This window comes from Cyclobacterium sp. SYSU L10401, assembly GCF_010993705.1.
Lineage (GTDB): Bacteria > Bacteroidota > Bacteroidia > Cytophagales > Cyclobacteriaceae > Cyclobacterium.
Map to the genome: position 1 here is coordinate 242,661 of NZ_WOFO01000002.1, position 16,170 is coordinate 258,830.

General features: G+C 43.1%; 13 protein-coding genes. 1 reads left to right on the forward strand and 12 read right to left on the reverse strand.

Annotated features, from left to right (window positions below; all coding sequences use genetic code 11):
* Nucleotides 1-65: 65 nt before the first annotated feature.
* The 12 genes from GL182_RS06060 to GL182_RS06115 all read right to left on the reverse strand — a co-directional run bounded on the left by GL182_RS06060 (nt 66) and on the right by GL182_RS06115 (nt 14,343).
* The gene (locus GL182_RS06060) at nt 66-710 is read right to left on the reverse strand and encodes a GntR family transcriptional regulator (RefSeq protein ID WP_163378764.1); all 645 of its coding nucleotides are present in this window, start codon (nt 708-710) and stop codon (nt 66-68) included.
* 73 nt (nt 711-783) lie between these two features.
* Nucleotides 784-1,821 (reverse strand): Gfo/Idh/MocA family protein, encoded by a 1,038-nt coding sequence (locus tag GL182_RS06065; protein ID WP_163378765.1) that lies wholly within the window; start codon nt 1,819-1,821, stop codon nt 784-786.
* Nucleotides 1,818-3,209, reverse strand: coding sequence for a four-carbon acid sugar kinase family protein (locus tag GL182_RS06070; RefSeq protein ID WP_163378766.1), 1,392 nt, complete (start codon nt 3,207-3,209; stop codon nt 1,818-1,820). Before GL182_RS06070 ends, GL182_RS06065 begins: the two co-directional genes overlap by 4 nt.
* A 3-nt stretch (nt 3,210-3,212) precedes the next feature.
* A complete protein-coding gene (locus GL182_RS06075; protein ID WP_163378767.1) occupies nt 3,213-3,857 on the reverse strand; it encodes a cyclase family protein in 645 nt (214 codons plus the stop codon).
* Nucleotides 3,858-3,859: 2 nt separating this feature from the next.
* Nucleotides 3,860-4,918, reverse strand: coding sequence for an isocitrate/isopropylmalate dehydrogenase family protein (locus tag GL182_RS06080; RefSeq protein ID WP_163378768.1), 1,059 nt, complete (start codon nt 4,916-4,918; stop codon nt 3,860-3,862).
* 45 nt (nt 4,919-4,963) lie between these two features.
* Nucleotides 4,964-6,067, reverse strand: a complete 1,104-nt coding sequence (locus tag GL182_RS06085; RefSeq protein WP_205603592.1) for a hypothetical protein — start codon at nt 6,065-6,067, stop codon at nt 4,964-4,966.
* A gap of 107 nt (nt 6,068-6,174) precedes the next feature.
* A complete protein-coding gene (locus GL182_RS06090) occupies nt 6,175-8,085 on the reverse strand; it encodes a DUF5060 domain-containing protein (RefSeq protein ID WP_163378769.1) in 1,911 nt (636 codons plus the stop codon).
* A 106-nt stretch (nt 8,086-8,191) separates the two neighbouring features.
* The gene (locus GL182_RS06095; protein ID WP_163378770.1) at nt 8,192-10,603 is read right to left on the reverse strand and encodes a DUF6797 domain-containing protein; all 2,412 of its coding nucleotides are present in this window, start codon (nt 10,601-10,603) and stop codon (nt 8,192-8,194) included.
* A 438-nt stretch (nt 10,604-11,041) separates the two neighbouring features.
* On the reverse strand, nt 11,042-11,563 hold the full coding sequence (locus tag GL182_RS06100) for a plastocyanin/azurin family copper-binding protein (RefSeq protein WP_163378771.1): 522 nt from the start codon (nt 11,561-11,563) through the stop codon (nt 11,042-11,044).
* Nucleotides 11,564-11,953: 390 nt separating this feature from the next.
* On the reverse strand, nt 11,954-12,643 hold the full coding sequence (locus GL182_RS06105; RefSeq protein ID WP_163378772.1) for an SGNH/GDSL hydrolase family protein: 690 nt from the start codon (nt 12,641-12,643) through the stop codon (nt 11,954-11,956).
* 3 nt (nt 12,644-12,646) lie between these two features.
* Nucleotides 12,647-13,579 carry a patatin family protein gene (locus tag GL182_RS06110; RefSeq protein ID WP_163378773.1) on the reverse strand — a complete coding sequence of 311 codons (933 nt, stop codon included), beginning with the start codon at nt 13,577-13,579 and terminating at the stop codon, nt 12,647-12,649.
* 20 nt (nt 13,580-13,599) lie between these two features.
* Nucleotides 13,600-14,343 (reverse strand): DUF6503 family protein, encoded by a 744-nt coding sequence (locus tag GL182_RS06115; RefSeq protein WP_163378774.1) that lies wholly within the window; start codon nt 14,341-14,343, stop codon nt 13,600-13,602.
* 448 nt (nt 14,344-14,791) lie between these two features.
* Here GL182_RS06115 and GL182_RS06120 point away from each other — a divergent pair, with 448 nt between their 5' ends.
* Nucleotides 14,792-16,150, forward strand: coding sequence for a NarK family nitrate/nitrite MFS transporter (locus tag GL182_RS06120; protein ID WP_205603593.1), 1,359 nt, complete (start codon nt 14,792-14,794; stop codon nt 16,148-16,150).
* The last annotated feature ends 20 nt before the right edge of the window (nt 16,151-16,170 follow it).

Genomic DNA, 16,170 nt, shown 5'->3' on the forward strand with positions numbered 1-16,170 from the left:
TATTTTGGGTTTTGGTGTAATAAATGGTATCTGATTTATATCACATATTATATGTGTTATAAAATTTAGGTGAGGTCTTCCCCTTTCATTCGCTCTTCTATAACCTCCTTGGATTTTATCAAATGGGATTTCATGGCTTTTTCTGCAGCATCCGGATCATGAGCTAAGATCGCGCGGATGATATCCAAATGATCATCAAGTGTGAACTCGGGAGGTCGGATCAATCCGATCCGTTCGATATAGGTGATGAGGTTACCTTGTTTAAATAACTTGTATAAATACTTATTCCCACATTTTTCCACAATAAAATCGTGAAATTGGGTATCGGTTTTTTTATAACTGTCGTATTCTCCTCCTTTTTTATTTTCATAGGGCTGAAAAAAACGGCTTAGCTTTTGTGCATCAGCAGGGCTTATGTTTTTGGCCAAAATACCGGCAGCCGTTGATTCCAGGGCTATTCTGCAATCAAAGATTTCCAATATCTCTTTATTGTCTATGGTTTTTACCTTAAATCCTGTTTTGTTTTTGGGTTCTATGAGGTTTTCAGCTTCAAGCATGTGAAGGGCAACGCGAAGCGGCGTCCTGCTGATTCCCATTTGCGAAGCCAATTTTTCCTGAACAATTTTTTGTCCGGGAGCCAGCTTCCCATTGATGATCATTTTTCGAAGTTCCCGGTAGGCCTGAATGCCCAATTCATCGTTTTTCAGCATTTTATTAAGGTTTTGACAAGCTATAAATGTTTTTAGTATACTGTACACCAAATACTAAAATAGTTATTTATTCTCATTTAATATGGCTTATCGGGAAATTAGTTTTTGTACGGTTCGACTGGTAGATAGCTTCTACCACCTTCAGGGTTTTAAGGTAATCTTCAATGCCTGTTTCAAAAGGTGATTTATTGATAATTCCATTGATAAAATGCTCCTGACAAGCAAAAACACTGTCCCCGGAAAAACCAGTCTCTGTAGGTTTAAATGGAAGCTTATACACCGGCATGCCCAATGGTTTGATGGATATTTCACCATTGGTGTGTAGGATAATGCTTCCTTGATCCCCTTCCACCAACATTTCACCGAAGGTAAACCTGGCGTTATCATGTAAGGGCTCGTTATAACGATTGGCGTCAAATAGCGCTGTACAACCTGATTTGAAACGGAAAAAAACCATTCCGGTATCTTCTCCCTTGATGATGGGATTGAGGGTTTTCAGGTTGGCAAAAACCTCACTCACTTCTCCTTCAAGAAAACGAAAGGTATCCACAAAATGTACTCCTGTCTCATGGATCAGGAGCCTGGGCATGGTCCGGAAATAGGGTTGTCGGTCCAGGTAGGCATTCTCTCCCCAGCCGTCGCCAAGCCTCATTTTAAAGGTGTATTGGAATATTTTCTTTCCAATTTTTCCGGCATTTACCAGGTATTTGATTTCCCTGTACCAGGGCTGAAACCGCCAGTTTTCGTGCACCATAAACCGAACATCAGATGCTTTCACCAGTTTCCTGATTTCCCTGGCTTCTTTATAGGTATCTGCCAGAGGTTTCTGACAAATGATATGAATTCCCTTAGATAATGCGATTTCAATGATGGTTTTATGGGTTACCGGAGGGGTCACAATATCAATAAAGTCTGGCTTTTCCCTTTCCAGCATGGTCACCAAATCAGCGTAGACACCGGGAATATTAAAATTCTTGGCATATAACCTGGCTTTTTGAATGTCCTTGTCTGCGATGGCCCTTATTTCCACTTTTTCCATCCTGGACCATGCATCACCGTGAAATTGACTGAAATACCCTGCGCCTACAATTACCCCTTTAAGTTTTTTCATGATTTTGAGGGGTTTGCAGTAAACAAATCATAAACCCTGGCCAGGCTCTCCGCATCTCCTACATTACCGGGATATACCACATAAGGCATTCCTGGAAACCTGGTCTCCTCCCCCAATTCCCATACAGGCACCCCAGGGATAATTTGACCCAATACCTTGGCCCTTCTCATATTCAAACCCTTCACGGCAATGTCATTGGAGGTAATGCCTCCCTTTGCGATAAAGAATGCCGGTTGTACATGGATATTCCTGACAAGATTCACTAAAAATCCGGTAACCTTTTCTCCTATGGCCAGGCTTTCCTCCGGGCTATCTCCTGAGATCAGGTTTCGGGAAGTATACACCACCGCATGTATTCCGGCAATTAAACAAGTTTCAATATTTTGAACCATCTCCTCCAGGTAAGCTTCATTTAAAATCTCTGTAGCGATAATTTTCTCTACAGAGATGGGAATGGCTTTAATCCCTTTCTTCTTCAGGAGATGTTCAAGCTGCGAAGTAGACTTTTTTACATAGGACCCTACTATGATCAAACCTCCCAAACCAGAAGACGAGGAGCTGTTTTGAGGATGCCAGGACAATGGTCCCATACCCGAAAAAGCAGAAACAAAGGATGCTGCAGTTCTAAAGTTAAACCCCTTGCCTTTTTTGATTAACCAGTGAAGAACCATACAGGTTTTTTCCAGGTGCCGGTAGGTCGTATTGTTGATCACCATCACATCATCCTCACCAAGTGAATCCAACTTATCAAAAATAGCCTCTTCGCCTCGCTCAATATCCGCTATAGACAGGCTTTTCACCGCTTCATGACGTATTCTTCCGCTGGTTTTTTCCTCTACCCATTTGGTCAGGTCAGCATTCACATATCCGAAGCTTTTATCCTTAGCAAATACCGTCTCAGATACCGGTATTTTAGTGCCGCCTTCCATAATATAATGAACATTGTCTTCGGTGATCCTTCCTCCTTCAAAAAAAGCCGGAATCAGCAGGGTAGGTAGATTGCCCAATCCTGCACCCTCACTCAAGGCCTCAACCTCTGAAGGGAAATACCCTCTGAGGGTGGAGTCACTCCTGCTAATCACCAGAAACCTTCGTCCTGTTCGTTCAGCAGCTTTCAGTAGATTTTGTCCTATTTCCCTGGCTCTTTCTGAGGCTTTCCGTTGAGTCAAACTCCGGGTATTGGCCAGAACAAAAAACAACGGAGTTTTATTTTTAAATTCATCGATAAAAGCCTGCTCTGTCCAATGCCCCAGCACTGGCACATCATGAGCCGTTTGGGTGCCCGTTGGATCATCGTCAACAATCACCAGGGTTAATTGTTGATCAAAAAACAAGCTCCTGATTTCATCTTTAAAAGGCCTTGTAAGGGGATTCTTAATGTCTTCCATGCGTTAACTATTATGTAATGGCCTGGCCAGCACCCGTGCGGGGGCACCGTCACCCCCACCGATTTTTAGTGGCATAACCATCAACTCCACTTCTTCTACTTTGATTTCATCCAGGTTGCAGATGCCTTCTACGATGATGACCTGTCCGGAAAACAGAATCCGGTGGATTAAGGTTACCTCCGCTAAATCATTTACGTTAGCAACAGAAGGGGGCTCGACGGCGAGGATTTTCACCTTCTTTTGGACCAGCCAATGGGCCAGTTTTTCGCTGATCCTGGGCAGCTGATCCCTGTATTTTCCGGGATCAGAAACAGCGTATTTACTCCAACCGGTCCTTATTATTAAACTATCACCGTCATTCAAAGTTTCCTTTAAGCTTCCCAGGTCCCCTGTATCCATTATCGCACCAGGGGAAATACCCCTCAGGTCCAGGATTCTGGCCTGGCCCATCAGGCTATCCAGCGGCATCTGGTCAATGGTAGGACCATCCACCCCAAAATGAACTGGCGCATCCATGTGAGTGCCTGCATGGCTGTATATTTGAATGTTCACAGCATTCCACCCATCTTTCTTCAGGGTTTTGGCTTCACTGATGGCAACACCAGGCATCATTGGATTTATGGTCTGCGTGAGGTCTATCCAATTCATCTTTACTGGTTCAGTACTTTGATTACGCTATCTGCAAATTCCTCCGTTTTGGCCTTACCTCCAAGATCAATGGTTTTCACCCCTTGTTGAAATACCGCTTCTAAGGCCTTCACTATCTCACCTGCTGCTGCCGTTTCCCCCACGTGCTCCAACAGGAGAGCTCCTGACCAAATCGTACCCACAGGGTTGGCAATTCCCTTTCCGGCAATATCGGGTGCCGAACCATGAATGGGTTCAAACATGGAAGGATAATCCTTTTCCGGGTTGATATTACCACTTCCTCCCAGACCAAGGCTTCCCATTATGCCGCCTCCCAGGTCACTCAGAATATCCCCAAACAGGTTGGTGGTGAGGATGACGTCAAAATATTCCGGGTGCAAAATAAAATTGGCACTTGCATTGTCAATGTACATTTTTTCCAACTTCACATCCTTGTATTGCTCCCCCACTTCTGCAATTACCTCATCCCAATATTTCAAACTGTGAATCAATGTATTGGACTTGGTGACATTGGTGACTTTTTTCCTTCTTTTTTGTGCCAGTTTAAATGCAAAGTGGGCTACCCGCTCGATTCCCTTCCGGGTAAAGATACTGGTATCCGTTGCCAGGCCATCCGGGCTGTCCGGTCTTAAGATGGAACCTGACTGCACAAATTCCCCCTCGTTGTTTTCCCGGATCACCACAAAATCTATTTCCCGGGACGTCTTGTTCCTGAGCGGGCTTTCCAATCCCTTAAACAGTTTTACTGGCCTGTAATTGACATACTGCTGAAAAGCAGTTCTTACCTTAAACGTATATAACCTGGCGGGAAGGGTGTCGTCCACTTCGGTCAATCCCACGGCACCGAAAAATACAGCATCAAAAGTCTTGAGCGTGGACAAACCATCTTCCGGCATAAAAGCACCCTCTTTGAGGTACCTGCCTGCTCCCCAGTCATAAAAGGTATAATCCAGTTTAAAATTGAACTTCCTCGCAGCTGCCTCCAAAACTTTAAGGGCTGCAGGAATGATTTCATGGCCGATGCCATCACCGGGAACTATTGCTAATCGATACGTTTTCATAGTATATTATAATGTGGTTTTATAATTAGCCTGATTAATAAAAAATTAATATTTTCCTCCAGTTATTTCTTTCACCAGGTCGAAAAACCCTTGCTTTCGCTCTGAATTGATTCCCCAGTCCACTGGCACACTTTGATACCCCTCTTCATAGGGTTCGCCATCCCTTCTGTAATCGAAGTATCCCCAGGAAACATAGTTTTCTACGGCCACGGTAAAATTGTTTCTTTCCAGATCAAAGTCATAATGATCATCTTCATTCACTACCACCGGCATGGATCGGTACCCTTCCACCTTTCTGGTATTTTTGATCAGGGTCTCCATTTTTTCCGGGGTATTCACCCCATTGCCATGAATTAAAATATAATCGGAAGATTTCACCACGTTGGGCTTGGGTACTGTATTTCCTCCATAACTGGTGCTAACCAGGAGCCGGTATCCATTGCCTTCCATGGTTTTTACCAATTCAATGAGTTCATGTACCCTGTCCGGCATTAGGATTTCGTGCACATAAGCATTGACATTACATTCGTTATTCACTTCTATCAACACATTTCTGTACCCTTCCTGCAAAACCCAGTTTACCGAATTTTTTACTGCATTGATTACTGCTTGTTCATCTTCCAGATTTTGGTCCTGACCAAAGTAGAAAATGCCCAGCATGACCACCATTTCCATTTCATCGGCTTTATCCAGAATTAATTTCAGCCGATCCATGTATTCAGGCCTTAACTCTCCATCAGGATGAAAAGGTGAATTGTACCATTCCTTATTTCCATATCCGGTAGGGCTGCCTCCCTGCATGTTGATGGTAAAAGAATTCAGACCATACTTTTTCCATTCTTCCATTCCTTCCATAAACTCTGCTGTATTCCGGTCAGGGTCCCATTCACCGGTATCCGGATAGCCAAATAATTTCCTGGTTTCCGGGTTCAGGTCATCAAAGATCCCTTGTACCATGCGGGAGTTCATGAGTAGCCCCTCTATCTTATTCCCTTTCCAGGTCCTGCCTTCGTAGGTAGGTTTACCATTAACATAAAAGGCATCTCCATTTATAGTGACAACAGTATTTTGAGCCAGAGACGAGCGGGTAAAAAACCCGGTCAAACAGAGTACAATTAGTGTCAGGGTAAAATAATTTGGTTTTTTCATAATGGTTAAGTTTGTTGAAAATAGAAATTTCAAAAGAAAAGCTCTCAGGTGCTCCTATTGCTATTTTCTGTTTATTTTTTAACGATAGTTTAAATTACATGGATGAATTATTTTTTCCTCACCAAAATTACCCAATCTTCCTTCACCTCATCAGGCGGCATGCCCAGATTAACCCATCCAGGTCCGGTAACTTCCGTCACATTTCCTCCCTGTATCCTTGGCTTTTTGATATCGGGAAGGGCTGAAAGCACAGAAGCCGGTTCCCTTGAATAAGTTTGGTTAATTACCATTTCCTTACCTTTTTGAAGACTTCCCCCGGTTCTGGGATTGTACCAATCCACGGTAAAGGTACCGCTATGGCCCTGCAAGTTAAGTGAAGCACCGCCTCCTGCAGGAAGGTAAATGACATAGAGCTCCCCCTCATCAGTAAAGACAAAATCTTTTTCACTCCGGGTTAAATTATTGGCATTTTCCATTTCCCAAAAAGGAATATTATGGCTTTTATAAAAATCCATGGCATGTCGGGTATAGTCCCATAGGGCATCTCTGCTTCGCCAATCTTCCATGTTCAGGTCATTTTGCTCCTCGGAATAACCAAAATACCATTCCACGCCGTCACCTCCTGCGGCGATGGTTGCCCAGTAGGTGGCCCTGGCCTCATCCTGGTTATAATTGTCATCATAATCATCGGTGGTGACACCCAATCCTCCTGTTCCGGCTTCATCCATGGAAACATTCCACTTTCTACCCGTTCGACTGGATGCGTTTACCCAATAGGAGATTACATCAAAATTATGCCAGGGACGCATGCTATTGGTTTGGATAGAGGGGCCTTCAAAATATTCAAAACCCAATAAGGGAGTATAAGCCTGTTGGTACTGCCCTGGAAAGGTATGGGTCACCACTGGATGATCGTATGGGTCAAGGCTGTGAATATACTGGGCATCTGATTTGGCATTGAGCTGATCCGGGTCATTCAATTCCTCCCAAAGGTCATGCTCTTCACCAAGGTTCCAGTTCAAGGCATGATGATGGGCAAATCTGGCGATCAATTCTCTGTAATAGAGTTTTCTCTCAGGACCCAATTTTCCCCCGTTTAACAGCTGGTCATTTTCATTTTCATGGGTTTTAAAATGAAGAAACATTCCCAGCTTATCTCCATGAGAAAAAACAACTTCCCACTGGTCGAGTTTGGAAACATCATACCTATCCACTTCTGTATGGCTGATCCATGGCCAGATATTCTTACCGTCTCCACCGGCAGAAAGAGTCAAAAATGAAAACGCATTCATCCCCTTAGAAGAAAGGTAGTTGATGGCCCCGATAAGTCCCTTTCCTTTGTCTCCTTTCCAGGTCGGGTCCCCATCCTTCCAGTCCTGAACATGAGCTTCATATGTTTTTAAAGGTGTGGCTCCACGGCCGTCTTTGTGTTGGGTGGTACCCCAAATAAGGTTATCTCCATGGCTTTTTGAAAGGCCTGTATGGGTATAGGTGCCATCGAAATCTGCGTACCCCAATAAGGTTTCGGGGGCATCGGCCCCTCCTTTCATGAACCACTCTCCATTATCAAATCTCAGGTAATGCTCGCCCACGTACCGGAGGATCCCTTTTCCCCTGTGGTCTACGCCACTCTTATCCGTTTCGGCAATAGAAAATGTTCCGGTAGCTCCATTGAAGGAAACAGGTTCTCCTGCACTTGAACTTGTATTTACCGCGATGTTTTCCCCTGTTCTGAAAGATGCCGTATAGGTCCATTGACCGATATTGGGCGGGTTGAAATGCACCCGCCACTTATTTCCCGACTGGGCACTGCTCTCTCCAGCATTTCCATCTGCGGCAAAATACCCGGGTACCACCAAGGCATCTCTTCCGTCTTCATGTCTAAAGGTAACATTTAACCGGTAGCCGCTGAAGGGATTGAATTCATCGGTTTCGCCGACTTCAGGACCATCGAATGTTATGGTAATTGGATGCCACTTTTTTAATTCGCCATCAACTGAAACATTAGCTTGAGCCATTAGGTAACCCGGACAACTCAATAATAAAAATATAAATGGTATTAATAATGTTAATTTCCTCATGATTTTTGGGTTTATGTTATTTTGGTTCGTATTCCTTTCACTTTTATTGACTCAAATCAAATCCCTCAGAAGGTACCCGGTGTATGGTTTTATGGATCATGTGACTTAATTCCACCCCTTCATCGGTAGCAAGCTGGTAACTTATTGACAGTACCAATCCCAATGAAGCTTCTATCATATCCGGTAATTCTTCAAGTGTGCCTATAGCACTATCTACTAAACCAGGTTTCAATGCCGGAATTTCGATAAATACTGATTTTCCGTCATCGGATAAACGAATAGACTCAATCTGCACAGGATCCGGTTCAGTTTTTCCGGGATTGTCAACAGAATATTGCTTTCCCCGTGTGCCATATTGACTTGTCCAGGGATAGGTCCACTTTTGCAATTGATAGTTTTCGGTATTTGTTGCTACCTGAGAATCGAGATTTTGGCTGAAACGCAGTTCAATTCCCCCAGCTTTGGTTTGAACTGCTATGGGTACATTCAAAGGCTGACCGGTGTACCTGACCCGATGAAAAGAACCCCAGTCTTCCCCAATGGATTGCCAACTGGTCATCCCTGCAATATAAAGGTGCCCATCTTTGTGAAAGCGGCCACGCTCCAGACCCGATTTAAACAATATTGGCAAGTTTAAATGAGCCCCCTGCCATACACCATCCACCTCTTCCTTTAGAATCAGGGAAAGGTTTCCACGACCGTAAGAGGCCAATAATAAATCGTCCCGGAGTTCTTCCGGCCATTTGTCGCTTGTGATAAACATGGGCTTAGCTGGAGAATTATCCATATAATGCGGTGTCCAAACAATGGGAGGTTCAAATGAGCCAGGATTGCCCTGTTGATGGGCGGAGGGAATAAATCCATGAAAGCCACCCTTCTTAATCCTGTGCACCTTGCTGGTAGGCACCCAGTTTCCTTCGTTGTCAGCGTAAACGATTTCTCCGTCAGGGCTAACGTCCATTCCGTTGGGATTACGAAGACCCCTGGCGATAATTTCAAGTTGCTCCCCATCGGGAGATAATTTAAATAGCACACCATGATGGGGAGTTATTTCGGCATTTTTAGCAGGCCCTTCTCCCCTTAGATAGGGAGGCCAGGGAGTCGATTTGGCAAAATAAAAATTCCCTTCTGCGTCCGTTTCCAAATTCAAGGTAAATGCATGAAAATTGGTGGAAGCCATGAGCTCATTATTGAAATTCTCATAAAAATCCGCAAAACCATCATTGTTTGAATCATTTAACCTCGTGATTTGATCCCGTCCAATCACATAAATCTGGTCATCCACTACTTTTACTCCGCTGGGTTGAAACAAACCGGTCGCGAACCGATGCCATGTTAAAGTGCCTAACTCTTCTTCTATTCCATCGACCAACCATACATCTCCACTCAGAGAAACCACCACGGCACGCCCATCGGAAAGGAAATCTACGTCCATCAAACGAATAAAAGATTTCCAGGGGTTTTCTGAGGGAATGGTAAGCTGATCTACCCTAAATGGTCCGTCTTCGGCTCCCATCAGCGCTTCCGTTTGTACTGGTTCCCACTGATCCGGTCCGGGATTTTCTAAATCTGACAAATTGGATACACTGTTGGCCTGATTCAGGAAAGAAGCCATATAAGACGATCCCTGGTCGGAAAGAACCGGGCCGATAGCAAGCATGAATTTTACATTGCGTTGTAACACGGGAAGATCCAGTATAAGGTGGCGGTTTTGTATCCTCCATGCTGGGGTGGCATCAAAATCTCCTTGCAAGCCGACGACACGGGTATTGTTGCCTACCTTTAAGGTGATATGCTGCTTTGAATCGGAGACTGAACCGATCTTCATTTCTGCATTTTCTGGTACTTGCAGGACCCGCAAGGAAATCGTTTCATCAGTGGGGCTCAAATTAAGTGTCCTGGTAAATACGGGGTGGCCATCAACCAGCTCGAAACCAGGTAATTCCAGCACATCGCTATCACCAACCGAATAGGAAAAAAGAACCTTATCGCCATTGATATAAAGTCCCTTATAATGCCCTTGCTTTTTTGGAATTGGTCCATATGGCCAGGTTCTGGGGTCATCAAAATCTCCATCAAGTGACCACCCCGGCGTTTTGCTGGTTTCGAAATGAGTAAATCCATCCGGACTGGGCCAATCCTCCAGTCCATCACGTCCTAAATACCAATGCAGAAACCCACCGGTCCAGGCACTGGCCATCCGCAGTAAATCTGTATCAAAAGTCATTACTGCCTGAGGATCGGTTCCTACCTTGACTGCGATTCCCTTATTTACGAATATGCTACTCGTTGTAAGAGGATCATGCGCAATGGTGGTGGTTACAAAGGGTCCATGATCCATCGGGTTCATATTATCCGAAGGTTGAAACTGGGCCTGAAGGGGAATAGAAGCATTTAGGCTTGTGGCCAAAACAAATAATGAACTGAATAAAACCTGATTAATTGAACTTGCCATAAAATGTTTTTCAAGAGTTTGTATTTACATTAAATCCGCTACATTTCCCTTTATTCAACTGATAAAGAAAGGATTAAAACTGTCAGGTTTGAGGATTCTAAGTTTTACCAATTGTCCTATTCAAATCACTAGAAGTTTCCTTTCATCAATACCACAGAAATATATCTTCCTTATCTGCAAGGGAGAATTTATAATTGTTTACCTGGCTGGCACCCAAAAATGCTAGGGATTCGGGATGGCATTTTGTCACTTTCCTCAACCTTAATAAAAAAAGCAGCACCAGCAACCCATCTGAAAGGAAGAACAATTAGATTTAGACATCCATTTGCTTCAGGTTTAGATTAAATTTTGATCAGCATTAACACCCCACTGTAATACTATACTGTAATATTATTATGTATTGAATGGTAGCTAGCATGGATTTGTAGGAGAAGTGTTTTATTCCGTTGAAATCAACCTACCCTGCATCTGCGTCCAATGAGCCGAATAAGTGCAGATGTAGGGATAGGTTCCCGGTGGCGGCACTTTGAAGGAAAATTCCACGGTATCCCCTGAATGTGCCAGCTTGCTGTATGCAAAAATGCGGTCCATTTCTTTTTCCGGAATCCAATCATTCGCTATGGCCTGCAGGGCTGCAACTCCTACTGGCCGAATATCCGCCTCCTCCCTAACGAATACCATGTTATGATTCATATCACTGTTATTGATATAGCGAATCCGTAATATATCTCCGGATTTGGCCTGTAACTCGGTCACCGAATAGCTCAATTCGATTCCTTCAGTGATGATCTCTACTTCGGTGGTATCGGTATTTTCCACAAGATCTCGCCTGTTCTCTGACGCCAAAATCTCTCTTGCAGGTATAGAAATGCTATTTATTTCCGTCTTTCTTGCATTTGGGGGAAAAATGAAATGGAAAAAGAAAATAGAGCATAAAGAAATTTTAGCTATACTATTCATTTTTTAAGAGTAATATCGGTTTAGAAGCTTTGACCTTTAAGCGAAATAAATAATATGGATTTGATACCTGTTCATATTTTACCGGAAAACTAAAATTTAATTTAGACTTCCACTTTTTCATATTCGATGATTCTCCCAAATGGACATATAATTAGTAATTATCGCCCAAAATTCATTCTTGATTCATTAAATGGTAACCGCTTTCATTATTGAATACCGTATACATTTTTTGTAAATGTAAATATATGCATGTTTTTTTTAAATGAAAGGTCCTGAGATAATAAAACCAATGAAATTGTAAATCAACAAAATGGAAATTTTCCAATGACCTTTCAAAAAAATATTCAGCCGGTTTTGAAGGACATCCCCAGGTGTTAAATGTAATTATTGTTACAGTTTGCCCTTATATAAGCTCAAAAACCCGGCAATATAAGCCGCCTGCCTGGCCCTGGTTGCGTCATCAAAATGGACATGGTCCACATACAGGTTTTCTCCCAGGTTCAGGGTAAACCGGTGAAGGTCAATGACAGGAATATCTCTGGAGGCAAACACTTCATCAGCGACGGCATTGTAGGTAGCCAGGTCTGCACTATACCGGTGAAAGGATGACTGATGGGCATTGTGCTGCTCATCATCCACCGGGGTGGTGCGGATCCAAACCATAGGAATTCCTCTTTCCGCTAATATTCCATATATCTGCTCCAGGTTTTCCCGGTATTGGTCTAAGCCAACTTGCCGCTCTCCAGTTTGGACATCGGTTTTGATATCGTGAAGCCCGCAATTGATCAACATCAGATCGGGCCTGAAGGCAGGATCCTTTAATTTTTGCCTGAGATAGTCCAGCACCATACCTGAATCTCCTCCATTGGCTCCGGCAGGATTGTCCAGGTTGGAAGAATTGGTACCCTCATCTCTCTTTCGGTCATATTCCCAGGTCCCCTGTAGGTATTGCGCCAAATAAGGACCGTATTGCATGGAAATACTATCTCCGATTACAAACAACTTGGGTGAAATTGGTTTATTCATCCCCATAAGAAGTAAAATCAGCAACAACGATCCTACAAGTTTTCTGCTCATCATTTCTTATATGTTTTCTTCCTGGATCCCTACTTCTATACATTTACATACCGGATTCTGTTCTTTTGCAAAGCGCTTGCCCTGCCTCCACCATTTTTTCATCTGATAAGGGTCAAAAATAAGACTGTTTTCGGTGAGCACTGCAGGAGGATAATAAAAATTAAGGGTCACCTTTTTCCTCTTGCCCAGCAACTCGCCAATTTTGATGTCATCACTTGATATTTGATCCAACATAAAATCAAATGCCCTGGTGGTCAATTCCAAAGCATTCCTAACAGGCCGTTTCATCTCCCTACCTGCCCTGGCTTTCAAAACAATCACATCCACTTCGGTGGCTCCACGATAAATGGCCTCAGAAATAGGGACAAGATCTGCAAATCCCCCATCTGCATATTCACAACCATCTTTTTCTACCAAACTCATAAAGGGGATCAGGTTGGATGAAGCCCAAATCCATTCACAAAAATCATCATATTCATAGTCCTTCAGCCGCTTATATTCTACCGTATTGTTACTCAGGTTAGATACCGTGATATAAATTTCAGCTGTATTCTGTTTCATGCTATCAAAATCTCCGGGAGTGATGATTTTTTTGATGAGTTTGAATAGGGCTTTGCTTTCTCCAAAGGTCTTTTTCCCCTTTAAAAACATTTTTATCGTACTCAGGTGATTGATCCGGGTTTTGTATACACCATTTTCTTTCGAAATAATAAAAGGATTGGTACTAAATATACAATCCTGAGTCACTGTGGTATAGATGGCCTTTATCTTTTCGATTTCGTCTATAGACAACAGCGGTACCAGCAGGCTTCCGGTAGAGGTCCCCACGAAGATGTCATATTTATAATTACAATCCCGGATAAGGTATTCGGCAATACCACCACCAAAGGCACCTTTGCTCCCTCCCCCTGATATTACCAATGCTCTTTTTTGTTGCATGCTATTTCCACTACTTAATTTTACGGAATCAATTCAACTTCAATGTTCTCCAACAAAATCTTTGATAAAAGCTCAAGATCCCCTGATTTAAACAACTCTTCCATAGATTCCACCGGCAAGGTTTCGTCGGCAGGTTTATAATTGTCATAGTCCTGTAAAAGAATTCCAGAAACTGTATGGGTGTTGATGGCCTTTCTAAACCTCAACCCTCCCCCATCGGTATGATAAGAATACGCCAAGTAATCCATCCTTGAATTTTCCTTATTGATCCAATACAAGAATTCATCCTCATAATCTTCTCCCCCACCCCCAGGCTTAAAAGTTACCTTGATGAGGTGATATCCGTTGCCCTCCATCGTTGTCTCTCCCACATAATTCTTGATAACGGCTGAATCATTGAGTCCATAGGGTAAAAAAGCAAAATATGCCACTGAATTGACCGAGTTGGAATAGGCATTTACCTCCTTCTCTGTTAATTCGACAGGTTCTCCATTGATTCTCCGCTCAAAACCATCGTTATCCAACACATCCTCTACCAATCCCGATTCATCCGTAAATAACCTGACATACCTGAACCTATCCGGGGATTTGAAAATTTCATAATGACGGTCACGGAAATCAAAGCTGATGTTGGCATTTTGAAACAGTTCCCCTCCATGAGCAGCTATGGATTGATCAATGATCTTTTGGGCTTCATCATCCGAATGACAGGAGCCAAAAGAAAAAATAATCCCAAGACATAGCAGGTACTTTAACTTTTTCATAAAATCACAAAATTATATGGTTTATCATAAAGACGTAGGTATAAACTTTAACTGACCTATTATTTTTTGCCTCACCGTAAAAAACCACCTAAAAAACGGTTTATCTTCTCGGATACATCTAAGCAGTCAGAGACAATAATACATATTCTTCACCTACTAACCATAAAATTTTATTAAAACTAACCTGAAGGAGTTAGAAGTGTTTCCAGGACTTGAATAATAATTGACATTGATTTCTATCTACCACTTTGAGGATTTGGGGGCTGCCCCATAAACTACCCCTACTTATATTCTAAGTATTTTGTGGTTTTTACGTAATTTTTTTTACGTATTTTTACTTATTTTTAAAAACTTACCTTACCTTTAGCATTTATAAAGCACATGCGAAATTGACCTAAAACATAAACCCAACCTTCCTATCCACAATCACAACCTTAAAAAGCACAACATGACACTTCTAAACAAAAAAGCAACTACCATCAAGCTGTTTGACTTCAAATCCCCGCAGATGCGGGCATTTCACCTGTCCTGGTTTGCCTTTTTCCTTTGTTTTTTCGGCTGGTTTGGCATTGCTCCATTGATGGCCGTCGTCCGGGAAGAATTGGATTTGACCAAATCACAGATTGGTAATATCATCATTGCATCCGTAGCGGTAACCGTACTGGCCAGGTTATTTATCGGCTGGCTGGTAGACCGCATCGGTCCACGCATTACTTATACCTACCTGCTGATCCTGGGATCTTTGCCTGTTATTCTGATAGGATTAAGCGACAGTTACGAAACTTTTTTATTGTTCAGGCTGGCCATTGGGATCATAGGGGCATCTTTTGTGATCACCCAGTACCACACTTCCGTGATGTTTGCTCCCAATGTGGTAGGGACTGCCAACGCCACCTCAGCGGGATGGGGAAATATGGGGGGCGGGGTCACCCAAATGGTCATGCCGATCATTTTTACCCTATTCATTTCATTGGGGTTTCTTGAAGGGGAAGCCTGGAGATATGCCATGATGGTACCAGGTATTGCCATGATCTTGACGGGTATTGCCTATTACCATTGGACAACAGATTTTCCGGAGGGGAACATCAAGGATTTCAGCAAAAAGGACCTGGAATATAAAAGAAGGAAAAAGGCTGATGGAAAAGGCGCCCTGAAATCTGCCTTATCCGACAGACGTGTATGGGCATTGTTCCTGATCTATGGCGCTTGTTTCGGAATAGAACTCACCATCAACAATATTGCAGCCATCTATTACCATGACTTCTTCCAGCTGGACTTAAAAACTGCAGGTTTAATTGCAGGTTTGTTCGGGGTAATGAATCTTTTTGCAAGGACGCTGGGTGGTTTTTTCGGTGACAAAGCCGGTATCAGATGGGGTCTGAAGGGCAGGGTTGGATTTTTGGGTGTGGTATTACTGGTAGAAGGTATCGCTCTCATTTTATTTTCCCAAATGACCTTGTTATCCCTGGCAATAGGTACCATGATTCTTTTTAGCCTATTTGTCCAAATGGCTGAAGGAGCCACTTTTTCTGTGGTACCCTTTGTCAATAAGAAAGCCATAGGAATGATTTCAGGAATCGTGGGAGCAGGAGGAAACGTAGGAGCGGTGATGGCCGGAGTTCTCTTGAAAATGGAAGGGATAAGCTATAGTGATGCCCTGTCCATCCTGGGGATTACGGTGGCCGCTATCAGTGCTTCCTCACTTTTAATCAGGTTTTCAAAAGTAGATGAAAAGGTAGCTCAGGAAGAGCTGCAAGCCTCTTTGGACCAAAAGGCTGCCTTACAACCGGAAATGGTCAACAGTTAATATTCTAACGCTAACCCAAT